Origin of the sequence: Enterobacter cloacae complex sp. 402C9, from assembly GCF_050030745.1 — a bacterium.
Classification (GTDB): Bacteria; Pseudomonadota; Gammaproteobacteria; order Enterobacterales; family Enterobacteriaceae; genus Enterobacter; species Enterobacter intestinihominis.
Window position 1 is genome coordinate 1,796,663 of the sequence record NZ_JBLGUW010000001.1, and the last position, 22,730, is coordinate 1,819,392.

24 protein-coding genes are annotated in these 22,730 nt (G+C 54.3%); 21 read left to right on the plus strand and 3 right to left on the minus strand.

The features are described from left to right. Positions 1-13: 13 nt before the first annotated feature. The 13 genes from rpmF (at position 14) to ptsG (ending at position 11,803) form a co-directional block, all read left to right on the plus strand. Positions 14-187, plus strand: coding sequence for a 50S ribosomal protein L32 (rpmF, locus tag ACQG1K_RS08525; protein WP_003857964.1), 174 nt, complete (start codon positions 14-16; stop codon positions 185-187). An 81-nt stretch (positions 188-268) separates the two neighbouring features. Beyond that, on the plus strand, positions 269-1,303 hold the full coding sequence (gene plsX, locus ACQG1K_RS08530; protein ID WP_152811225.1) for a phosphate acyltransferase PlsX: 1,035 nt from the start codon (positions 269-271) through the stop codon (positions 1,301-1,303). Positions 1,304-1,309: 6 nt separating this feature from the next. Beyond that, on the plus strand, positions 1,310-2,263 hold the full coding sequence (locus tag ACQG1K_RS08535; RefSeq protein WP_003857960.1) for a beta-ketoacyl-ACP synthase III: 954 nt from the start codon (positions 1,310-1,312) through the stop codon (positions 2,261-2,263). A gap of 15 nt (positions 2,264-2,278) precedes the next feature. Continuing rightward, positions 2,279-3,208, plus strand: a complete 930-nt coding sequence (fabD, locus tag ACQG1K_RS08540) for an ACP S-malonyltransferase (protein WP_022647738.1) — start codon at positions 2,279-2,281, stop codon at positions 3,206-3,208. 12 nt (positions 3,209-3,220) lie between these two features. Then, positions 3,221-3,955 carry a 3-oxoacyl-ACP reductase FabG gene (gene fabG / locus ACQG1K_RS08545; RefSeq protein WP_022647739.1) on the plus strand — a complete coding sequence of 245 codons (735 nt, stop codon included), beginning with the start codon at positions 3,221-3,223 and terminating at the stop codon, positions 3,953-3,955. 154 nt (positions 3,956-4,109) lie between these two features. Further along, positions 4,110-4,346 carry an acyl carrier protein gene (gene acpP / locus ACQG1K_RS08550; protein ID WP_003857954.1) on the plus strand — a complete coding sequence of 79 codons (237 nt, stop codon included), beginning with the start codon at positions 4,110-4,112 and terminating at the stop codon, positions 4,344-4,346. Positions 4,347-4,437: 91 nt separating this feature from the next. Then, positions 4,438-5,679: a beta-ketoacyl-ACP synthase II gene (gene fabF, locus ACQG1K_RS08555; protein WP_022647740.1), complete on the plus strand. Its 1,242-nt coding sequence runs from the start codon at positions 4,438-4,440 to the stop codon at positions 5,677-5,679. Positions 5,680-5,799: 120 nt separating this feature from the next. Continuing rightward, positions 5,800-6,609 (plus strand): aminodeoxychorismate lyase, encoded by an 810-nt coding sequence (pabC, locus tag ACQG1K_RS08560; RefSeq protein ID WP_193132080.1) that lies wholly within the window; start codon positions 5,800-5,802, stop codon positions 6,607-6,609. 2 nt (positions 6,610-6,611) lie between these two features. After that, positions 6,612-7,634 carry a cell division protein YceG gene (gene yceG / locus ACQG1K_RS08565; RefSeq protein ID WP_367076500.1) on the plus strand — a complete coding sequence of 341 codons (1,023 nt, stop codon included), beginning with the start codon at positions 6,612-6,614 and terminating at the stop codon, positions 7,632-7,634. Further along, positions 7,624-8,265, plus strand: coding sequence for a dTMP kinase (gene tmk / locus ACQG1K_RS08570; RefSeq protein WP_045622620.1), 642 nt, complete (start codon positions 7,624-7,626; stop codon positions 8,263-8,265). The genes yceG and tmk overlap by 11 nt, the downstream gene beginning before the upstream one ends. Further along, positions 8,262-9,266, plus strand: a complete 1,005-nt coding sequence (holB, locus tag ACQG1K_RS08575) for a DNA polymerase III subunit delta' (RefSeq protein ID WP_367076498.1) — start codon at positions 8,262-8,264, stop codon at positions 9,264-9,266. The genes tmk and holB overlap by 4 nt, the downstream gene beginning before the upstream one ends. Positions 9,267-9,276: 10 nt before the next feature. After that, positions 9,277-10,071, plus strand: coding sequence for a metal-dependent hydrolase (locus ACQG1K_RS08580; protein ID WP_367076496.1), 795 nt, complete (start codon positions 9,277-9,279; stop codon positions 10,069-10,071). 298 nt (positions 10,072-10,369) lie between these two features. After that, positions 10,370-11,803 carry a PTS glucose transporter subunit IIBC gene (gene ptsG / locus ACQG1K_RS08585; protein ID WP_006809245.1) on the plus strand — a complete coding sequence of 478 codons (1,434 nt, stop codon included), beginning with the start codon at positions 10,370-10,372 and terminating at the stop codon, positions 11,801-11,803. Between the two features lie 174 nt (positions 11,804-11,977). On the opposite strand, the gene ACQG1K_RS08590 is transcribed toward ptsG, so the two are convergent. Then, positions 11,978-13,135, minus strand: a complete 1,158-nt coding sequence (locus ACQG1K_RS08590) for a DDE-type integrase/transposase/recombinase (RefSeq protein WP_023305267.1) — start codon at positions 13,133-13,135, stop codon at positions 11,978-11,980. A 103-nt stretch (positions 13,136-13,238) separates the two neighbouring features. After that, on the minus strand, positions 13,239-15,428 hold the full coding sequence (gene fhuE / locus ACQG1K_RS08595) for a ferric-rhodotorulic acid/ferric-coprogen receptor FhuE (protein ID WP_426721003.1): 2,190 nt from the start codon (positions 15,426-15,428) through the stop codon (positions 13,239-13,241). A 353-nt stretch (positions 15,429-15,781) separates the two neighbouring features. Here fhuE and hinT point away from each other — a divergent pair, with 353 nt between their 5' ends. The 8 genes from hinT to ACQG1K_RS08635 all read left to right on the plus strand — a co-directional run bounded on the left by hinT (position 15,782) and on the right by ACQG1K_RS08635 (position 21,866). Beyond that, positions 15,782-16,141 carry a purine nucleoside phosphoramidase gene (gene hinT / locus ACQG1K_RS08600; protein WP_006809243.1) on the plus strand — a complete coding sequence of 120 codons (360 nt, stop codon included), beginning with the start codon at positions 15,782-15,784 and terminating at the stop codon, positions 16,139-16,141. Between the two features lies 1 nt (position 16,142). Next, positions 16,143-16,517 (plus strand): YcfL family protein, encoded by a 375-nt coding sequence (locus ACQG1K_RS08605; RefSeq protein WP_022647747.1) that lies wholly within the window; start codon positions 16,143-16,145, stop codon positions 16,515-16,517. Positions 16,518-16,530: 13 nt separating this feature from the next. Continuing rightward, a complete protein-coding gene (lpoB, locus tag ACQG1K_RS08610; RefSeq protein WP_085929697.1) occupies positions 16,531-17,175 on the plus strand; it encodes a penicillin-binding protein activator LpoB in 645 nt (214 codons plus the stop codon). Next, positions 17,156-17,980 carry a thiamine kinase gene (gene thiK, locus ACQG1K_RS08615; RefSeq protein ID WP_048966196.1) on the plus strand — a complete coding sequence of 275 codons (825 nt, stop codon included), beginning with the start codon at positions 17,156-17,158 and terminating at the stop codon, positions 17,978-17,980. Before lpoB ends, thiK begins: the two co-directional genes overlap by 20 nt. A gap of 11 nt (positions 17,981-17,991) precedes the next feature. Beyond that, positions 17,992-19,017: a beta-N-acetylhexosaminidase gene (gene nagZ, locus ACQG1K_RS08620; protein WP_367076233.1), complete on the plus strand. Its 1,026-nt coding sequence runs from the start codon at positions 17,992-17,994 to the stop codon at positions 19,015-19,017. A 31-nt stretch (positions 19,018-19,048) separates the two neighbouring features. Beyond that, positions 19,049-19,591: an alpha/beta hydrolase YcfP gene (gene ycfP, locus ACQG1K_RS08625; protein WP_367076235.1), complete on the plus strand. Its 543-nt coding sequence runs from the start codon at positions 19,049-19,051 to the stop codon at positions 19,589-19,591. A gap of 236 nt (positions 19,592-19,827) precedes the next feature. Next, positions 19,828-21,132, plus strand: a complete 1,305-nt coding sequence (locus tag ACQG1K_RS08630; RefSeq protein WP_017693633.1) for an NAD(P)/FAD-dependent oxidoreductase — start codon at positions 19,828-19,830, stop codon at positions 21,130-21,132. 194 nt (positions 21,133-21,326) lie between these two features. Then, on the plus strand, positions 21,327-21,866 hold the full coding sequence (locus ACQG1K_RS08635; RefSeq protein ID WP_017384715.1) for a glycine zipper 2TM domain-containing protein: 540 nt from the start codon (positions 21,327-21,329) through the stop codon (positions 21,864-21,866). Between the two features lie 59 nt (positions 21,867-21,925). On the opposite strand, the gene comR is transcribed toward ACQG1K_RS08635, so the two are convergent. Next, positions 21,926-22,561, minus strand: a complete 636-nt coding sequence (gene comR, locus ACQG1K_RS08640; RefSeq protein ID WP_022647753.1) for a TetR family copper-responsive transcriptional repressor ComR — start codon at positions 22,559-22,561, stop codon at positions 21,926-21,928. Between the last annotated feature and the right edge of the window lie 169 nt (positions 22,562-22,730).

Genomic DNA, 22,730 nt, shown 5'->3' on the forward strand with positions numbered 1-22,730 from the left:
AGGAGTAAGGTCCATGGCCGTACAACAGAATAAACCAACCCGTTCCAAACGTGGCATGCGTCGTTCCCATGACGCGCTGACCGCAGTTACCAGCCTGTCTGTAGACAAGACTTCTGGTGAGAAACACCTGCGTCACCACATCACCGCTGACGGTTTCTACCGCGGCCGCAAGGTTATCACTAAGTAATCACGCGTCAGCGTGATTAGGCTTAGTGAGGAACTTCCCCGTGAAAACGGGGAGTTTACCGAACCAGGCTGCGACGATACCTTGACACGTCTAACCCTGGCGTTAGATGTCATGGGGGGAGATTTTGGCCCTACCGTGACAGTGCCTGCAGCATTGCAGGCACTGAATTCTAATTCGCAACTCACACTTCTTTTAGTCGGTAATCCCGACACAATCACGCCATTACTTGCAAAAGCTGACTTTGAACAACGTTCGCGTCTGCAGATTATTCCTGCGCAGTCAGTTATTGCCAGTGATGCCCGGCCATCGCAGGCTATTCGTAATAGCCGCGGCAGCTCTATGCGCATGGCGCTGGAGCTGGTGAAAGAAGGGCGAGCGCAGGCTTGCGTCAGCGCGGGAAATACTGGCGCGCTGATGGGACTGTCGAAATTATTGCTCAAGCCGATTGAGGGCATTGAGCGTCCGGCGCTGGTGACGGTGTTACCGCATCAGCAGAAGGGCAAAACGGTGGTGCTCGATCTGGGCGCTAACGTAGATTGTGATAGTACAATGCTGGCTCAGTTTGCCGTGATGGGGTCGGTGCTGGCAGAAGACGTGGTCGGGATTACCAATCCCCGCGTTGCGTTATTGAATATTGGTGAAGAAGAGACCAAAGGCCTGGACAGTATCCGCGACGCTGCGGAAATACTCAAACAGGTTCCCTCCATCAACTATATTGGTTATCTCGAAGCCAATGAGTTGCTGACGGGCAAAACGGATGTATTAGTGTGTGATGGCTTCACCGGAAACGTGACGTTGAAGACCATGGAAGGGGTCGTACGAATGTTCCTTTCTCTGCTGAAATCGCAGGGAGAAGGTAAAAAAAGGTCCTGGTGGCTGATTTTATTAAAGCGTTGGTTACAAAAAAGCCTGACGCGGCGATTCAGTCACCTCAACCCCGACCAGTATAATGGCGCCTGTCTGTTAGGATTGCGCGGCATCGTGATTAAGAGTCATGGCGCCGCCAATCAGCGAGCATTTACCGTCGCGATTGAACAGGCAGTGCAGGCGGTGCAGCGACAAGTCCCTCAGAGGATTGCCGCTCGCCTGGGATCTGTATTAGCTAAAAGTGACTGAGCGTACATGTATACGAAGATTTTAGGTACCGGCAGCTACCTGCCAAAACAAGTGCGTACCAACGCCGATCTTGAAAAAATGGTAGATACGTCTGACGAGTGGATTGTCACGCGCACAGGTATCCGTGAACGTCGTATCGCCGCGCCAGACGAAACTGTGTCCACCATGGGCTACGAAGCCGCTCAGCGAGCGCTTGAGATGGCTGGCATTGATAAAGAACAGATCGGGCTTATTGTGGTGGCGACAACATCTGCCACGCATGCCTTCCCAAGCGCAGCGTGCCAGGTGCAGAACATGCTCGGCATCAAAGGCTGCCCGGCATTTGATGTTGCAGCGGCGTGCGCGGGTTTCACCTATGCGCTGAGCATCGCCGATCAGTATGTTAAATCGGGTGCCGTAAAATATGCGCTGGTGATCGGTGCTGATGTGCTGGCGCGTACCTGCGATCCAACCGATCGCGGCACAATCATTATTTTTGGCGATGGCGCGGGCGCGGTACTGCTGGGGCAGTCCGAAGAACCAGGCATTATCTCCACGCACCTGCACGCTGACGGTCGCTACGGCGAGCTGTTAACGCTGCCTAACGCCGATCGCGTTAATCCGGACAGTTCGATTTACCTGACAATGGCGGGTAATGAAGTGTTCAAGGTGGCCGTGACCGAACTCGCTCACATTGTTGATGAGACGCTGGAAGCGAACAATCTGGATCGCGCCGCACTCGACTGGCTGGTACCGCATCAGGCTAACCTGCGTATTATCAGCGCGACGGCGAAGAAGTTGGGCATGTCTATGGATAACGTTGTGGTGACGCTTGATCGCCACGGCAACACCTCTGCGGCATCGGTACCGTGCGCATTTGACGAAGCGGTACGCGATGGACGAATTAAACGGGGCCAACTGGTCTTGCTTGAAGCCTTTGGTGGCGGGTTCACCTGGGGTTCCGCGCTGGTTCGTTTCTAGGATAAGGATTAAAAAATGACGCAATTTGCTTTTGTGTTCCCGGGACAGGGCTCACAAACTGTTGGGATGTTGTCTGAAATGGCAGCAAACTATCCGGTTATTGAAGAGACTTTCCGTGAAGCTTCTGACGCGCTGGGTTATGATCTGTGGGCGCTGACCCAGCAGGGCCCAGCTGAAGAGCTGAACAAAACCTGGCAGACTCAACCGGCACTGCTGGCAGCCTCCGTCGCATTGTGGCGCGTATGGCAGCAGCAGGGCGGCAAAACGCCGGCGCTGATGGCGGGTCATAGCCTGGGTGAATACTCTGCGCTGGTCTGCGCAGGGGTGATTGCCTTCGCTGACGCGGTCCGTCTGGTTGAATTGCGTGGTAAGTTTATGCAGGAAGCGGTGCCAGAAGGCACGGGCGGCATGTCTGCCATCATCGGTCTGGATGATGCTTCTATTGCTAAAGCCTGTGAAGAATCTGCTGAAGGTCAGGTCGTTTCTCCGGTAAACTTTAACTCGCCAGGCCAGGTAGTTATCGCGGGTCATAAAGAAGCGGTTGAGCGTGCAGGCGCTGCCTGTAAAGCTGCGGGTGCAAAACGTGCACTGCCGCTGCCGGTGAGCGTGCCGTCTCATTGTGCGCTGATGAAGCCCGCTGCCGATAAGCTGGCGGTTGAGCTGGAAAAAATGACCTTTAACGCACCGACGATTTCCGTTGTGAATAACGTCGATGTGAAGTGCGAAACCGCGCCGGAGGCTATCCGTAACGCGCTGGTTCGCCAGCTCTACAGCCCAGTTCAGTGGACCAAAACCGTTGAATTTATGGCGTCTCAGGGCGTTGAACATCTGTATGAAGTCGGTCCAGGTAAGGTACTTACCGGTCTGACAAAACGTATTGTAGACACCCTGACTGCCTCGGCGATTAACGAGCCGGAAGCAATGAAAGCGGCACTCTCGCAATAAAAGAGGAATACCATGAGTTTTGAAGGAAAAATTGCCCTGGTGACCGGCGCAAGCCGCGGTATCGGGCGTGCTATTGCTGAAACACTGGTTGCGCGCGGCGCGACGGTGATCGGGACTGCGACCAGCGAGAATGGCGCACAGGCCATCAGCGAGTATCTGGGTGCGAACGGTAAAGGTCTGGTACTGAATGTGACTGAACCAGCATCTATCGAATCTGTTCTGGAAAATATTCGCGCAGAGTTTGGCGAAGTGGATATTCTGGTCAATAATGCCGGGATCACTCGCGACAACCTGTTGATGCGAATGAAAGATGATGAGTGGAACGATATTATCGAAACCAACCTGTCATCGGTATTCCGTCTGTCAAAAGCGGTAATGCGCGCTATGATGAAAAAGCGTCATGGACGTATTATCACTGTAGGTTCTGTGGTTGGTACCATGGGAAATGCTGGTCAGGCTAACTACGCTGCGGCGAAAGCAGGTCTGATCGGTTTCAGTAAGTCGCTGGCGCGCGAAGTCGCGTCCCGCGGAATTACTGTAAACGTTGTTGCTCCGGGCTTTATTGAAACGGACATGACGCGTGCGCTGACCGATGATCAGCGTGCGGGTACGCTGGCGGCAGTTCCAGCGGGTCGTCTTGGCGACCCTAAAGAAATCGCCAGCGCGGTTGCATTTTTAGCCTCTGACGAAGCGGGTTACATCACTGGTGAAACCCTCCACGTCAACGGCGGGATGTACATGGTTTAATCACGATCGAAAATATTTGCGTTATTTGGGCAAATGGCCTCAAAATAACGTAAAATCGTGGTAAGACCTGCCGGGATTTAGTTGCAAATTTTTCAACATTTTATACACTACGAAAACCATCGCGAAAGCGAGTTTTGATAGGAAATTTAAGAGTATGAGCACTATCGAAGAACGCGTTAAGAAAATTATCGGCGAACAGCTGGGCGTTAAGCAGGAAGAAGTTGTGAACTCCGCTTCCTTTGTTGAAGACCTGGGCGCAGATTCTCTTGACACCGTTGAGCTGGTAATGGCTCTGGAAGAAGAGTTTGATACTGAGATTCCGGACGAAGAAGCTGAGAAAATCACCACCGTTCAGGCTGCCATTGATTACATCAACGGTCACCAGGCGTAAGTGAACATCTCCAGGCGGTCATTCGACCGCCTGAGTTTTATCTTTTGTAGTCCCACGAATCTCTTTTTTTATCCCTCCCTGGAGGACAAACGTGTCTAAGCGTCGTGTAGTTGTGACCGGACTTGGCATGTTGTCTCCTGTCGGCAATACCGTAGAGTCCACCTGGAAAGCTCTCCTTGCCGGTCAGAGCGGCATCAGCCTAATCGACCATTTCGATACTAGCGCCTATGCAACGAAATTTGCTGGCTTAGTAAAGGATTTTAACTGTGAAGAGATCATCTCGCGCAAAGAACAGCGCAAGATGGATGCCTTCATTCAATATGGAATTGTCGCTGGCGTTCAGGCCATGCAGGATTCTGGCCTTGAGATTACGGAAGAGAACGCTACCCGTATCGGCGCTGCTATCGGCTCCGGGATTGGCGGTCTTGGCCTGATCGAGGAAAACCATACATCTCTGGTGAATGGCGGCCCGCGTAAAATCAGCCCGTTCTTCGTTCCGTCTACGATTGTAAACATGGTGGCAGGTCACCTGACCATTATGTTCGGCCTGCGTGGCCCAAGCATCTCAATCGCGACAGCCTGTACGTCTGGCGTGCATAACATCGGCCAGGCCGCGCGTATCATCGCGTACGGCGATGCAGATGCTATGGTTGCGGGCGGTGCTGAAAAAGCCAGTACCCCGCTGGGCGTCGGTGGCTTCGGTGCAGCGCGAGCGCTCTCTACCCGAAACGATAATCCTCAGGCGGCGAGCCGTCCGTGGGATAAAGACCGTGATGGTTTCGTGCTGGGTGACGGTGCAGGCATGATCGTACTGGAAGAGTACGAACACGCGAAAAAACGTGGCGCGAAAATTTATGCTGAAGTTGTTGGCTTTGGCATGAGCAGCGATGCTTACCACATGACGTCTCCTCCAGAGAACGGCGCAGGTGCTGCGCTGGCGATGGAAAATGCCATCCGTGATGCGGGCATTACGCCGGCACAGATTGGCTACGTTAACGCGCACGGGACATCTACCCCTGCGGGCGATAAAGCAGAAGCGCAGGCGGTTAAGTCTATCTTCGGCGAATCTGCCAGCCGTGTACTGGTGAGCTCCACGAAATCCATGACCGGTCACCTCCTGGGTGCGGCGGGTGCAGTAGAATCAATCTACTCTATTCTCGCGCTGCGCGATCAGGCTGTACCGCCAACCATCAACCTGGATAATCCAGATGAAGGTTGTGATCTGGACTTCGTTCCCCACGAAGCGCGCCAGGTTAGCGGTATGGAGTACACCCTGTGTAACTCCTTCGGCTTCGGTGGGACTAACGGTTCTCTGATCTTCAAAAAGGTCTGAGTCTGGTTAGTCGCTGACGATAATAAAGGTCCGCTTGCCGGGCCTTTTTTATTAGGTGATATCCCCTTGTCCGGCTAACCACATCCTGCCAGACTGAGCCTCCATGCATAAGGAGCCACTATGTTTTTAATTAATGGCCTTGAGCAAGAAATGCTGCCGGCAAGCGACAGGGCGACCCAGTTTGGCGATGGCTGTTTCACGACCGCGCGTATTCTCGACGGTGGCGTGTGCCTGCTCGGGGCCCATATCCTTCGTTTACAAAAAGCCTGCGAAGCATTACTGATCCCCTTTTCGCAGTGGGGCATTCTTGAAAGTGAAATGCGTCGGCTGGCATCAGAGAAAGCAAGCGGCGTCCTGAAAGTCATTATCAGCCGCGGCAGCGGTGGTCGGGGCTATAGCGGTTCTGCCTGCCAGCATCCTGCGCGGATCCTTTCCGTTTCAGATTATCCTTCCCATTACGCGCACTGGCGTGAAGAGGGCGTAGTCCTGGCGCTTAGCCCGGTACGTCTGGGGCGAAACCCGATGCTCGCTGGCATAAAACATCTTAACCGTCTTGAACAGGTGCTTATTCGTACTCATCTTGAGCAGACGGAGGCCGGGGAGGCGCTGGTTCTTGACAGCGAAGGGTACATTACGGAATGCTGTGCGGCTAATTTACTCTGGCGGAAGGGCAGTGACGTATTCACGCCTTCGCTGGAGCAGGCCGGAGTCAACGGCATTATGCGGCAGTTTTGTTTGCAACAGCTGGCACGCGCAGGCTTTCGCGTTGTCGAAGTTAACGCTAAGGAAGAGGCGCTGCTGGCTGCCGAAGAAGTTGTTATCTGCAATGCGCTGATGCCCGTTGTCCCCGTTCGCGCTTATGACCGCAAGTGCTGGTCATCCCGCGAGCTGTTCCAGTTTCTGGCCCCGTTATGTGAGCAAACCAGGTAGTCATGAAGAAAATGTTACGCTTTGTCCTCCTTCTTATCGTTGCGTTCGGAATCGCTGGCGGAGCGGGAGTGTGGAAAGTTCGTCAGCTGGCTGAAAGTCAGATCCTGATTAAAGACGAGACGATTTTTACCCTGAAAGCGGGGACCGGGCGGCAGGCGCTTGGTCAGCAGCTGTATGACGACAAAATTATCAATCGTCCACGCTTATTCCAGTGGCTGCTGCGTATTCAGCCGGACCTGTCCCATTTCAAGGCCGGTACCTATCGTTTCACTCCTGGCATGACCGTGCGCGAGATGCTGCAACTGCTGGAGAGTGGTAAAGAAGCCCAGTTCCCATTGCGTTTTGTGGAAGGTATGCGTCTGAGCGATTATCTCAGGCAACTGCGTGACGCGCCGTACATCAAGCATACGCTGAAAGATGACCGCTACCAGACCGTGGCAGACGCCTTAAAATTCGAACATCCCGAGTGGGTGGAAGGCTGGTTCTGGCCCGATACGTGGATGTATACGGCAGGCACGACGGATGTGGCAATTCTGAAGCGAGCGCACAACAAAATGGTCGCGGCGGTAGACGCTGCGTGGAAAGGGCGAGCAGAGGGCCTGCCTTATAAAGATCAAAACCAGTTCATGACGATGGCCTCGATCATCGAGAAAGAGACGGCCGTTGCTGCCGAACGTGACCAGGTTGCCTCGGTGTTTATTAACCGTCTGCGCATCGGCATGCGTTTGCAAACCGATCCTACCGTCATCTACGGCATGGGCGAAAACTACAACGGCAGGATTTCCAGAAAAGATCTGGAAACGCCAACGGCGTATAATACCTACGTGATTAGCGGCCTGCCGCCTGGACCGATTGCGACGCCGAGTGAAGCATCATTGAAGGCCGCCGCGCACCCGGCCAAAACGCCGTATCTCTATTTTGTGGCTGACGGAAAAGGGGGGCATACGTTCAATACCAACCTGGCCAGCCACAATCGCTCCGTTCAGGACTATCTGAAGGCACTTAAGGAAAAAAATGCGCAGTAAATACATTGTCATTGAGGGACTCGAAGGGGCGGGCAAAACCACCGCCCGTAACGTGGTGGTGGATACGCTGAAATCGCTTGGCGTCGCCGACATGGTCTTCACCCGCGAGCCGGGCGGTACGCAGCTGGCGGAAAAACTGCGCAGCCTGGTTCTGGATATCAAATCCGTTGGCGATGAAGTTATTACCGACAAAGCGGAAGTGCTGATGTTCTATGCGGCGCGCGTTCAGCTGGTGGAGACGGTGATCAAACCCGCTCTGGCAGAAGGTAAATGGGTGATTGGCGATCGCCACGATCTCTCAACCCAGGCGTATCAGGGCGGTGGCCGGGGTATCGATCAGACCATGCTGGCTACGCTTCGCGACGCGGTTCTGGGCGATTTCCGTCCTGACCTGACGCTGTATCTGGACGTGACCCCTGAGGTGGGCCTGAAGCGCGCCCGTGCCCGCGGCGAACTGGACCGCATTGAACAGGAGTCTTTTGATTTCTTTAACCGCACCCGTGCGCGTTATCTGGAACTGGCCGGGCAGGACAAGACCATTCGTACCATCGATGCGACGCAATCCCTTGAAGACGTTACATGTGATATTCAGCAGACCGTTACGCAGTGGCTACAGGAGCAGCAGGCATGAAATGGTATCCATGGTTGCGCCCACACTTTGAACAGCTGATCGGCAGCTATCAGGTTGGTCGGGGGCATCATGCGTTACTGATCCAGGCGCTGCCGGGAATGGGTGATGATGCGTTGATTTACGCCATAACCCGCTTTCTGATGTGCCAACAGCCGGAAGGACATAAAAGCTGCGGTAAGTGCCGGGGTTGCCAGCTCATGCAGGCGGGCACGCATCCTGACTATTACACCCTCGAACCTGAGAAGGGCAAAAATACGCTCGGTATTGACGCGGTGCGTGAGGTCAGTGAGAAACTGTACGAATATGCGCGTCTGGGGGGGGCGAAAGTGGTGTGGCTGAAAGACGCCGCGCTGCTCACGGAAGCCGCAGCCAACGCGCTGTTAAAAACCCTGGAAGAGCCGCCAGAAAACACCTGGTTTTTCCTCTCCTGCCGCGAGCCGGAACGCTTGCTGGCGACGCTGCGCAGTCGCTGCCGTCTTCACCACCTTGCTGTCCCTCAGGAATCTTGGGCACTCGCCTGGCTTGAGCGGGAAGTGACGGTGTCACAAGACGCGGCGCTCTCAGCGTTGCGCCTGTGCAGCGGTGCGCCTGCGGCTGCGCTGGCCTTATTACAGCCCGAAGTGTGGTCCCAGCGTGAGACGCTGTGTCGTGCGGTTGAATCAGCCCTCGACAGCCATGACTGGCTGAGCGTGCTGCCAGCGCTGAACAGCGATCAGGCTCCGGAACGGCTGCACTGGCTGGCCGCGCTGCTGCTGGATGCGCTCAAAATTCAGCAGGGGGCTACGCTTCTGACTAACCCTGACGTGTGGGCGCTGGTCACCACGCTGGCGAATCGCCTGTCAGGGCAGTCGCTGCACGCTATCCTTCATGATATCTGCCAGAGTCGTGAACAACTTTTGACGGTAACCGGTCTCAATCGCGAGCTTTCACTGACCGACCAGTTACTGCGTATTGAACACTACCTGCAACCGGGCGTCATACCGCCGGTTTCCCACCTCTGAGAGAGACATTATGTTTTTAGTCGACTCACACTGCCATCTCGATGGCATGGATTATCAATCCCTGCATAAAAATGTGGACGACGTGCTGGCGAAAGCCGCCGCGCGCGATGTGAAATTTTGCCTGGCCGTGGCAACCACGTTGCCGGGTTACCGCTCCATGCGTGAACTGGTAGGCGAGCGCGATAATGTCGTCTTCTCCTGCGGCGTGCATCCGCTGAATCAGGATGAAGCGTACGACGTTGAGGATTTACGCCGTCTTGCCGCAGAAGAGGGCGTAGTGGCGATGGGCGAGACCGGCCTGGACTATTTCTACACTCCGGAAACGAAACCTCGCCAGCAGGAATCCTTCCGTAACCACATCCGCATTGGCCGGGAACTGAATAAGCCGGTTATCGTTCACACCCGAGATGCGCGCGCCGACACGCTGGGTATCCTGCGGGAAGAAAAGGTGACGGATTGCGGTGGCGTACTACACTGTTTCACAGAAGACAGAGAAACGGCGGGTAAGCTACTTGATTTGGGCTTTTATATCTCGTTCTCGGGGATTGTCACGTTCCGTAATGCTGAGCAACTGCGTGATGCGGCGCGCTATGTTCCGCTGGATCGTATTCTGGTGGAAACCGATTCCCCGTACCTGGCGCCGGTGCCTCATCGTGGCAAAGAGAACCAGCCAGCGATGACCCGGGATGTCGCTGAGTATATGGCCGTTCTGAAAGGTGTCAGTATTGAAGAACTGGCTCGCGTGACAACGGAAAACTTCGCCAGTCTGTTCCATATTGACCCCGCCCGCCTGCAATCTGTCTGATACACCTGTTATTTTTAGGCTCGTAATTAATAAGTAAAGCGAGTAAAGTTCACCGCCTCATTCGGGGCGGTGATGGCGTTTTTAGACACATCCAGACATGCTTTATGTAAATATCTGCAAGTTTTTTGGCCGTCTTGAACTGAAACGTGATAGCCGTCAAACAAACTCAGAGGGAATTATTTTACTCTGTGTAATAAATAAAGGGCGCTTAGATGTCCTGTCCACGGCGCGGTACTCCCCCCGGGCCAATGCGTGAAAACGTAAAAAAAAGCACAAATACTCAGGAGCACTCTCAATTATGTTTAAGAATGCATTTGCTAACCTGCAAAAGGTCGGTAAATCGCTGATGCTGCCAGTATCCGTACTGCCTATCGCAGGTATCCTGCTGGGTGTCGGTTCTGCAAACTTCAGCTGGCTGCCAGCCGTAGTTTCCCACGTGATGGCCGAAGCAGGCGGTTCTGTTTTTGCTAACATGCCGCTGATCTTCGCTATCGGTGTTGCTCTGGGCTTCACCAATAACGACGGTGTTTCCGCCCTGGCGTCCGTTGTTGCTTACGGCATCATGGTGAAAACCATGGCTGTGGTTGCGCCGCTGGTACTGCATTTACCTGCTGAAGAGATTGCCGCTAAGCACCTGGCGGACACCGGTGTTCTCGGTGGTATCATCTCCGGTGCGATTGCAGCGTATATGTTTAACCGCTTCTATCGCATCAAGCTGCCTGAGTATCTGGGCTTCTTCGCGGGTAAACGTTTTGTGCCGATCATTTCTGGTCTGGCCGCGATTTTCACCGGTGTGGTCCTGTCCTTCATCTGGCCACCAATCGGTACGGCAATCCAGACCTTCTCTCAGTGGGCAGCTTACCAGAACCCGGTTGTGGCGTTCGGTATCTACGGCTTCATTGAGCGCTGCCTGGTACCATTTGGTCTGCACCACATCTGGAACGTTCCATTCCAGATGCAGATTGGTGAATACACCAACGCAGCAGGTCAGGTGTTCCACGGCGACATCCCACGCTACATGGCGGGCGACCCAACGGCAGGTAAACTGTCTGGTGGCTTCCTGTTCAAAATGTACGGTCTGCCGGCCGCTGCAATTGCTATCTGGCACTCTGCTAAACCAGAGAACCGTGCAAAAGTGGGCGGTATCATGATCTCCGCAGCGCTGACCTCGTTCCTGACCGGTATCACCGAGCCGATCGAGTTCTCCTTCATGTTCGTTGCGCCGATCCTGTACATCATCCACGCGGTACTGGCAGGTCTGGCATTCCCAATCTGTATCCTGCTGGGTATGCGTGACGGTACGTCCTTCTCTCACGGCCTGATCGACTTCATCGTTCTGTCCGGTAACAGCAGCAAGCTGTGGCTGTTCCCTATCGTGGGTGCGGGCTACGCAGTGGTGTACTACACCGTCTTCCGCGTGCTGATCAAAGCACTGGACCTGAAAACGCCGGGTCGTGAAGATGCAACGGAAGACAGCAAAGCCGGTGTGACCAGCGAAATGGCACCTGCTCTGGTTGCTGCTTTCGGCGGTAAAGAGAACATCACTAACCTGGACGCGTGTATCACTCGTCTGCGTGTGAGCGTTGCCGACGTTGCGAAAGTCGACCAGCCGGGTCTGAAAAAACTGGGCGCAGCAGGCGTCGTTGTTGCAGGTTCTGGTGTTCAGGCAATCTTCGGAACGAAATCCGATAACCTGAAAACCGAAATGGATGAGTACATCCGCAACAACTAAGCTGTGATCTGGGGAGACTAAGGCAGCCGAATGGCTGCCTTTTTTATTACTCGGTTTGGGGGGCCGGGTGGCGGCTGCGCCTAACCCGGCCTACGTGATGGGTAGGCCCGGTAAGCGCAGTGTATGACCGGATACATAGGTAACAGATCAGACCGGGAACATAGGTAACACTTTTCAGTCTATCCGGAGCACACTCTGGGTTTTTCGGTCGTAGTACGCAAGCGTTATTCCATTAAAGATGATGGCCTCCAGGCCATCATCTTGTTCTTCCAGCATGATGTACTCATCAGTCAGCGCTTCACTCAGGAACACCGTCCCCTTTTTCCCCATATAGAGTGTCCCCCTTGATTTCACCCTGTAGACCGTACCTCCTTCCGGATAAGCATATTCAGGAACCCTGCCATCCCAGTGCCGGCCTGAGGGTTGCCATACCGTTCCGGGCGTTGCACCCGCCAGGGCTTCATGCGGCCTTTCGTAGTTAAACTCTTCCCGGTAGCCACTGAACCACCGCTGTTGTTCTTCCATCGTCATAAATATGTTGCCCTGTTTTACTGCACTTTTCAGCGAACGATGCATTCGCTCATGACGGCCGTTTTCTTCCGGATGCCCCTTTCTGATGCGTTCCGGTCTGATGCCCAGCTTTATCAGCCAGACTGCAAGGCGACTTAACCCGGCGATACCTGTTCCTGCGAAAGGCTGACCATTATCCGTTCTCAGGACTTCCGGCAGACCGTACTCCAGGAACGCATCCGTCAGGCACTGCCTGACGAAGGGCTCGCTCTCCCGGTCTGCTCCCCGGCAGCTCAGAAGATACCGGCTGTGATTGTCGGTGAGGGTGAAGGGATGACAGTATTTCCGGCTCAGCAGCCTGAACTTGCCTTTAAAATCAGCGCTCCAGACCTGATTGTTCTCACTGATGATGGTCAGGGGCTGGCGATTGCCCGGGGTTCTGCGTTTTCGCTTTTTATCCGGAACCAGGCCTTCACGCTTGAGGATATCGCCGATAGTACTGGCAGCGGGGACGGTAAAATCGACGTGATGATTGAGCAGCCACATCCGCAGTTTTTTGGGGCCCCAGTCAGGGTGTTTTTGCCTCAGGGCCGTAAGCTGCCCGGCGATATCATCAGGAACTGTCCGGGAGTGGGAGTGCGGAGCACGCGACCGGTCAGAGAGAGATGACAGGTCAGAGGGGTCAAAACGCTGAAGCCATTTGTAACCGGTTTTTCGACTGATGCCGAAGAGACGGCAGAGGGCAGAAAAAGAATCCGTACCTGCATGGCAGGCACGGATGAAATCAAGGCGTTGCATAGGTCGCGTCTCAGTCCAGGGCATAGCGAGTCTCCTCTTCTATGCCAGTTATAACTGTTACCCATGTATCCGGTCTAAAGTGTTACCCATGTTTCCGGTTCATACCCAGCGCCACCGGGCTTAATACTCAGAAATCGTAGCTCGCGCTAACCGAAACGTTCAGTGGCGCGCCATACACTACATACGATCCGACGTAGTCGTAATACTCTTTGTCGAACAGGTTGTTGACGTTAGCCTGAACAGCAAAGTCTTTGGTGACCTGATAGCGACTGAACAGGTTCACCAGCCCATAGCTGCCTTGCTCCGCGCGGGAACGTCCTGCCGGACCGCCTTCCACGTCCGTCCACACTTTGTTCTGCCAGTTTACGCCACCGCCCACGGTCAGTTCCGGCAGCATTGGCAGTTGATAACGAGTGAACAACTTCATGGTTGTGCGCGGCTGATCGGAGCTGACAGCGTTGCCATTCTTATCTTCTGCAATGTAACGCGTCGCGCCAAAGGTCAGCTGCCAGTTATCGGTTAGTGCACCGTTGAGCTCAAACTCGACCCCTTTGCTGACCACCCCGTCCAGCGATTCATAAATCGACTCACCGCTCGGCATGTAGGTATACGTGTTGCTGGCCACGTTATCCTGCTCAATGCGGAAAATCGCCAGTGAGGTGGTGAGGCGGGTATTAAACCAGTCTGCCTTCACCCCGGCTTCGTAGCTTTTACCCGTGGTAGGGTCGAGATAACGTCCACTGGCATTGCGCTTATCCTGCGGCTGGAAGATAGAGGTATAGCTGACGTAGGTCGACCAGTCCTCATTGATGTCATACACCAGGCCGGCATACGGCGTGACATCATCTTTGGTGCTTTCCAGACGGGTATTCGGCGAACCAGCGGGGTTATAGCGTATGTTGTATTGGGTGTAACGCGCCCCCAGGATCAGATGCAACGGATCGGCGAGTGAGAAACGCGCAGAGGAATAGGCTGAAGACTGGCGAATATCATCCTTGCTGTAGAGTTTCCACGGCGTCCACTGCGGATCGGCAATGTTCCCGTTCCAGTTCTTAAAGTTGCCGACATCAACCATGCCGTATACTGCATCCGGCATGGTGTTGTCGTAATGGTTACGCTGACGGCTAAAGCTGCCGCCGAACATCATCTCGTGCTGACGGCCAAAGAGATCGAAGCCGCCGCGCAGGAAGGCATCGACCGCATCCTGTTTACGTTCCCCGCGGTTCCAGCCGCCGTAACCCACCAGGCCAGCGCCGGTCTCTTTATCCGGATAACCGGACATATACATCAGCTTAGAGTCAAAGTTGGTTTCAGCATGCATGCCGTTGATGTGCGCTTCCCAGCCATTATCGAAACGCTGGGTCAGGTTAGCGAAGATGCGGGTGCTGTCTTTATCTGAATAGGCCCAGTCAGGCGCGACGGTCTGGCTGCGATTGTAGTTGGTCTTACTTCCGTCGCTGTACCAGGTCGGCAGCCCGCCCCAGGTTGGGTCGGCGGTATGGCTTTCCTGATACTCATACCCTACCGAGAGGGTCGTGCTGTCGGTAACATCTGCATCCATCACGCCGTAGAGGAATTTCTTCCGGTAGTGGTAGTTATCCACGAAGCTGTCGTTGTCCTGATAACCCGTGATCAGACGACCCCGTACCTTACCTGATTCCACTAGCGGCGCCTGGAGATCCAGCACGTAACGCTGCTTGTCCCAGCTGCCGTAGCTGGCGGAAACGTTGCCTTTAAATTCCTGGCTGTCCGCATGCTTGCGCACCATATTAACGTACGCCGCCGGGTTGCCCGTCCCGGACATCAGGCCTGTGGCGCCGCGGACCACTTCAATGCGGTCATAAATTGCGGTATCGGCGGCGGTATCACCAAAGTTCCACACTTCACTGATGGACGTTGGAAGGTCGTCATAGGCGTAGTTGCTGACGAAAAATCCGCGTGAGTAAAATACGGTACGATCGCTGTCCTGCACCTGCGCCGTAATGCCCGTGGTGTTCGTCAGCACCTGGCCGATGGATTGCAGATTCTGGTCAGCCATACGTTGCTGGCTGATAACGCTGACGGACTGTGGGATGTCGCGGGGAACCAGCAACAGTTTGGTGCCGGTGGTGGTGGTTTTTACGCTGTAATCCTGATCCTGGCTGGCAGAAAGATCCTGTGTGTTATCAAAACCCCCATCAACGACGACGGTATCTTCGGCTGTTGAAGCAGCGAAAGCGGTGGTTGGCGTCAATGCCATAGTAATGCAGGCGGCCAGCAACGAAGGTGTTGCGGCAGGCTGACGTTGCCCATCCCTGGTGTGATTAATGAAAGACATCATCAAACCCTTAGTGAATGGTGAAGGTAGTGCGCGACAGTCCCGCTAGTACGGGCTGACGTCGTTTTCTATGTTAAAAATGCGCATGAAAATGCAAATGCGAAATATACGCATTGTGATTAACGCTGTAAACAGATGTTTCGGGATGAACTGAAATCAGGTTTCAGAAAAGAAATGTCCTAAAGCGATGCCTCTTCACCCAGATGGACGATAATCAGGAAAGAAATCACGGGAGAAGGTTGAAAGGACAGGAGAAACTCGCTCATACTCTTGTGTTGTGTCACACAGTAAAACAGACAATGTGTGTTAACAACGGACGCACGACGCCAGATTAAACTTAAAAGGAAAAGGTCATGGCTGAAGAAACGATTTTCAGTAAAATTATCCGCCGCGAAATTCCGTCGGATATTGTCTATCAGGATGAACTGGTCACGGCTTTCCGCGACATTTCTCCCCAGGCGCCGACGCACATCCTTATTATTCCCAATATTCTGATTCCGACCGTCAATGACGTTAAAACCGAGCATGAAGTGGCGCTGGGCCGTATGCTTACGGTGGCCGCGAAAATTGCTGAGCAGGAAGGGATTGCTGAAGATGGATACCGTTTGATCATGAACTGTAATCGCCATGGCGGCCAGGAAGTCTATCATATTCATATGCATCTTCTGGGTGGACGTCCACTGGGACCGATGCTGGCACATAAAGGTCTTTAATATGTTAACTGGGCGTATTGCAGCGCTGATCGTGACGCTGGTTATGGTTGGGTGCAGCGCGCGTCCCGCCATCCCGGTCAGTGAAGAACAGACGCTGGTGATGGAGTCCTCAGTGCTTGCTGCGGGCATCACGGCGGAAAATCCTTCGTTGACCATAAGCGAAATCCAGTCTTCTGCCTCCTCTACGCTCTATAACGAAAGGCAAGAGCCAGTGACGGTGCATTATCGCTTCTACTGGTATGACGTGAGAGGTCTTGAGATGCACCCGCTTGAGGCGCCGCGTAGCGTGACGGTCCCGGCAAGATCGTCGGTCACGCTCTACGGCAGCGCCAGCTATCTGGGTGCACATAAGGTGAGACTTTATCTTTATTTGTAAGGAGTGAACCTTGATTAAAACAATGAGCCGTTATGCGCTCCTGAGTGCGTTCGCACTCTTTCTGGCAGGCTGTGTGACGCGAACGGAAGAACCTGCACCGGTGGATCAGGCGAAGCCGGGAACGGAACAGCCAACAACACCGGCGCAACCTGTTCCAACCGTGCCGTCTGTACCGACTATTCCGGCGCAGCCTGGCCCGATCGAACATCCGGACGATACCGCGCAGCCTGCGCCGCGAGTGCGGCACTATGACTGGAACGGCGCGATGCAGCCGATGGTGGGCAAAATGTTGCAGGCACAGGGCGTTACGCCTGGCAGTGTGCTGCTGGTGGACAGCGTGAACAACCGTACAAACGGTTCACTGAATGCGGGAGAAGCGACGGAAACCCTGCGCAACGCGCTGGCAAACAACGGTAAATTTACGCTGGTCTCAGCCCAGCAACTCGCGGTCGCCAAGCAACAGCTTGGTCTGTCGCCTCAGGACAGCCTGGGTTCGCGCAGTAAAGCGATTGGTATCGCCCGCAACGTTGGTGCGCAGTATGTCCTTTATTCTAACGCGACAGGCAACGTGAACACGCCGTCGTTGCAGATGCAGTTAATGCTGGTTCAAACCGGCGAAATTATCTGGTCAGGTAAAGGTGCCGTTACGCAACAATAAGCGCACGCGTCAGGATGTCCAGACGCGTTATTTCCCCCAGTACCGTGTTATCGCGCCGCAAGCCCCCGTCGGGCTTGGCGGCGCGAGTTGCATTATTGAGCGTGGCGACCATCGGCTGGTTTTACGTCAGCATCACGATGCCGCCGCGCCTGCCGCCCATTTTCGTCGCCAGTTCCGCGCCCTGAAGCGCCTTCCCGGCGACCTTGCCCCGAAACCTCATCTCTTTATCAGGGACTGGATGGCGGTGGCGTTTATTGCGGGTGAGATCAAAAGCGAGCTTCCCGATACGCCCACGCTGGCAGCCATGCTGTATCATCTGCATCGACAGCCGCGTCTGGGCTGGCGGGTGACGTTACTTCCATTACTGGATAGCTATTGGCAGCAGGCTGCGCCTGGACGACGCACGCCCTTCTGGCTGGCGCAGCTTAAGCGGCTGCGTAAAGCGGGAGAGCCGAAGGCGTTACGTCTGGCGCCGCTGCATATGGATGTCCATGCGGGGAATATCGTTCATACCACGGCGGGCGAGAAACTTATCGACTGGGAATATGCAGGGGACGGTGACGTGGCGCTTGAACTCGCTGCGGTCTGGATGCCTGATGAGGCTTCGCGCGTGCAGCTGATAACCGCCTATGCCCGAAACGCCAACATAAATGTACTCACCCTTGCGCGGCAGGTCGCGCGCTGGCGTCCGTGGGTGCTGATGCTGATGGCGGGATGGTTTGAAATGCGCCTTCAGCAGACAGATGACGAACAATTTATTGCGCTGGCAAATGATGCCTGGCGTCAGTTACAAACGAAAGGATAAGAGAGGTTGGTGTGGGTCCAGTAATGTTGGATGTTGAAGGGTTTGAGCTTGATGCGGAAGAGCGCGAAATTCTGGCGCACCCGCTGGTAGGGGGGCTGATTCTTTTCACCCGCAATTATCACGATCCGGCGCAGTTGCGCGAGCTGGTTCGCCAGATCCGCGCGGCGTCACGCAATCGCCTGGTGGTGGCCGTCGACCAGGAAGGTGGACGCGTGCAGCGTTTCCGCGAAGGGTTTACCCGTTTACCCGCCGCACAATCTTTTGCTGCGCTGCTGGGTGTTGAAGAGGGCGGTCAACTGGCGCAGGACGCAGGCTGGCTGATGGCGAGCGAGATGATCGCCATGGATATCGATATCAGCTTCGCCCCGGTGCTGGACGTAGGACACATTAGTGCGGCAATAGGTGAGCGTTCGTATCATGACGATCCACGTATCGCGCTGGCAATGGCGACGCGCTTCATTGACGGTATGCACGATGCGGGCATGAAAACCACCGGCAAGCATTTCCCGGGCCACGGGGCGGTGACGGCGGATTCCCATAAAGAAACCCCGCGCGATCCGCGCCCGGAAGCAGACATTCGCGCTAAAGATATGTCTGTTTTCCGCTCGCTGATTACCGATAACAAGCTGGACGCTATTATGCCTGCGCACGTCATCTACAGTGACGTTGATCCGCGTCCGGCCAGCGGCTCTCCGCACTGGCTTAAAACCGTGCTGCGTCAGGAGTTGGGCTTCAATGGCGTTATTTTCTCTGACGATTTATCCATGGAAGGGGCGGCGATCATGGGAAGCTATGCCGAACGTGGGCAGGCTTCGCTGGATGCGGGTTGCGATATGATCCTCGTCTGCAATAATCGTAAAGGGGCGGTGAGCGTGCTGGATAACCTGTCGCCGATCAATGCTGAACGTGTTACACAATTGTATCATAAAGGTTCATTTAGTCGTCAGGAGCTGATGGACTCGGCGCGCTGGAAAACGGTAAACGCCCGGCTTGAAGCCCTGAACGAGCGCTGGCAGGCACATAAAGCAGCCCTTTAATTCATCCCGGAAGGCGTAGCGTGGTGAGACGATGATCATCTATTTACACGGTTTTGACTCAAACAGTCCTGGTAATCATGAGAAAGTGCTGCAATTGCAGTTTATCGATCCGGATGTCCGGCTAATCAGTTACAGCACGCGTCATCCGAAGCATGACATGCAGCATCTGCTTAAAGAAGTGGACAAAATGTTGCAGCTCAATATCGACGATCGTCCGCTGATCTGCGGCGTGGGGTTGGGGGGATACTGGGCAGAGCGCATCGGTTTTTTGTGCGATATCCGTCAGGTCATTTTTAATCCTAACCTGTTTCCAAACGAAAACATGGAAGGCAAGATTGACCGTCCGGAAGAGTACGCCGATATCGCAACAAAATGCGTGAGCAATTTCCGCGAAAAGAACCGCGACCGGTGTCTGGCGATCCTCTCCCGCAAAGATGAAGCGCTGGACAGCTCCCGCGCTGCCGAACTTCTGCATCATTACTACGAAATTGTCTGGGACGAAGAGCAGACCCACAAGTTCAAAAATATTTCCCCGCATTTGCAGCGTATTAAGGCCTTCAAAACGCTGGGCTGATCTCCCTGAACCTGATAGAGGCCCGGTACGTGAAAGCGTGCCGGGCCTCTTTTTTGTCGGAGTTGTCTACTTTTAAACCATCAAAACTTGATACATATCAATTTTGGTATGACCAATGCGCCTGACGTGCTATTCTCAATGAATCTGAATGGTTTCAGCGCAGTAACCTGTTGTTAATTAAGGGTTATTTATATAACTTTTAATTAACAATTGGTTAATAATTTGAGGGGGTCACGTTGACTACGCCATTGAAAAAGATAGTGATTGTCGGCGGTGGTGCTGGCGGACTGGAGCTGGCGACGCAGCTGGGTAAGAAACTGGGTCGCGGTAAGAAAGCCAAAATCACGCTGGTGGATCGTAACCACAGCCATCTGTGGAAGCCGTTACTGCACGAAGTGGCGACCGGGTCGCTGGATGAGGGCGTGGATGCGCTCAGCTATCTGGCACATGCGCGTAACCACCACTTCCAGTTCCAGCTGGGTTCGGTGGTGGACATCAACCGTGAAAATAAAACCATCACGCTGGCTGAGCTGCGTGATGATAAAGGCGAGCTGCTGGTTCCTGAGCGCAAGCTGGCCTATGACACGCTGGTGATGGCCCTGGGCAGTACGTCCAATGATTTCAACACCCCAGGCGTAAAAGAGCACTGTATCTTCCTGGATAACCCGCATCAGGCGCGTCGTTTCCATCAGGAGATGCTTAACCTGTTCCTGAAGTACACCAACAACATGGGTGCTAACGGCAAGGTTAACATTGCTATCGTGGGCGGCGGCGCAACGGGCGTTGAATTATCGGCGGAGTTGCACAATGCGGTCAAACAGCTGCACAGCTATGGCTACAAAGGGCTGACTAATGAAGCGCTGAATGTGACGCTGGTGGAAGCAGGTGAACGTATTCTGCCTGCGCTGCCGCCGCGTATTTCCGGCGCGGCGCACAACGAGCTGACCAAACTGGGCGTGCGCGTGCTGACCCAGACCATGGTGACCAGCGCGGATGAGGGTGGACTGCATACCAAAGATGGCGAATACATCCAGGCCGACCTGATGGTCTGGGCTGCGGGGATCAAAGCGCCTGATTTCATGAAAGATATCGGTGGGCTGGAGACAAACCGCATTAACCAACTGGTGACAGAGCCGACGCTGCAAACCACGCGGGATCCGGACATCTTCGCTATCGGCGACTGTGCCTCCTGCGCGCGTCCGGAAGGCGGGTTTGTGCCTCCTCGCGCTCAGGCCGCGCATCAGATGGCAAGCCTCGTGCTGCATAACATCCTGGCGCAGATGAAAGGCAAACCGATGAAAGCCTATGTCTACAAAGACCACGGCTCTCTGGTGTCGCTCTCAAACTTTTCCACCGTGGGCAGCCTGATGGGCAACCTGATGCGCGGCTCCATGATGGTGGAAGGGCGCATCGCCCGCTTCGTGTACATTTCTCTGTACCGTATGCACCAGATTGCGCTGCACGGCTACTTCAAAACCGGCCTGATGATGCTGGTCGGCCGCATCAACCGCGTTATCCGCCCACGCCTGAAGCTGCACTAATTTCTCCCTCCCTCCGGGCTCTCCGGAGGGAATTCTTAGCACATCATGCTGTGCATTTCGCTCCTGATGCTTAAGAGTTCTCTTAAATAGACGCTATCCCAGCTCATCCCGCGGTTTTTTGATCCTTTATCTTATTGGCGAAGTGTTTATTGCGCTGCAAAATTGCTACCAATTGCAACAAAGGAGGAAGTCCCGTGAATAAATCAATGTTGGCGGGTATAGGGATTGGCGTCGCAGCTGCGTTAGGTGTGGCTGCCGTTGCCAGTCTGAACGTACTTGATCGTGGCCCGCAGTATGCGCAGGTGGTTTCCGCTACACCGATTAAAGAGACGGTCAAGACGCCTCGTCAGGAGTGCCGTAATGTTTCTGTCACCCATCGTCGTCCGGTTCAGGATGAAAACCGTATCGCTGGCTCCGTGCTGGGCGCGGTTGCTGGTGGGGTGATTGGTCATCAGTTTGGTGGTGGCCGTGGTAAGGATGTCGCGACGGTAGTTGGTGCGCTGGGTGGCGGTTATGCCGGTAACCAGGTGCAGGGCGCGATGCAGGAAAATGATACCTACACCACAACGCAGCAGCGCTGTAAAACCGTGTATGACAAGTCTGAAAAAATGTTGGGCTACGACGTAACCTACAAAATTGGCGATCAGCAGGGCAAAATCCGCATGGATAAAGATCCTGGTACGCAGATCCCTCTCGACAGCAATGGTCAGCTGATACTGAATAACAAAGTGTAAAAAAGATGTTCTCTGAACTTAGCTCCTCATGCGCTCAGGCTGAGGAGCTTTTTTTTGCGTCAGAGTTTAAGAAGTTCAGGCCACAGGCGCAGCGTTGTTTGCGTAATCCCCTGCAGTTTTTCCAGCGTCGCGCCTTCACGGGCGCTGATGGACATCCCCTGTAGAATACAGCTCAGATACTGGGCCAGCTCCTGCGGACGGCAATGCGCCGGAATTTCACCGCGCTGCTGGCGTTGAGCCAGAAACGTGCTGAGCGTCTCCTCCTGCATCGCATGGCGCGATTTGACCGTGTTGGCAATCTCTTTCGACGATGCCGCGAGGGTCGCGGAGGTGTTGATCATAAAACAGCCCGCGGGCGTGTCTTTACTGGTAAAGCAGGTTGCGACTGCGCAGAAATAATCCTGCAATGCCTGCTCAACCGTTTTTTCTTCACAGAATAGCTGGGCTTCGTGTTTTGCCGCGAAGCGCGAGATGTATCTGTCCAGAACGGCCCGGAATAAGCCTTCTTTGTTGGTGAACTCTGCGTACAGGGTAGGGGCTTTCGCGCCCGTTGCTTCCACCAGGTCGGAGAGCGACGTGGCTTCATACCCATGCTGCCAGAAGAGCGTCATGGCCTTATCGAGCGCCGCATCCCTGTCGAACACTTTTGGTCGGCCACGGCTTTTCTTTGCACAACGCGTGACATCGGTTGTCATGTGCCGTTGGTCCTCTGTTGTTTTGTTGAATAGTCATTATAAAAATAAACGTCTGCGACGACCAGCGGTGATTTCTTAAAAATAATTTAATTTTATATTTATGAAATATAAGGAAAATGAAATTAATTTAACGACCATTATAAAAATGGGTTGACGTGTGACCTGGATC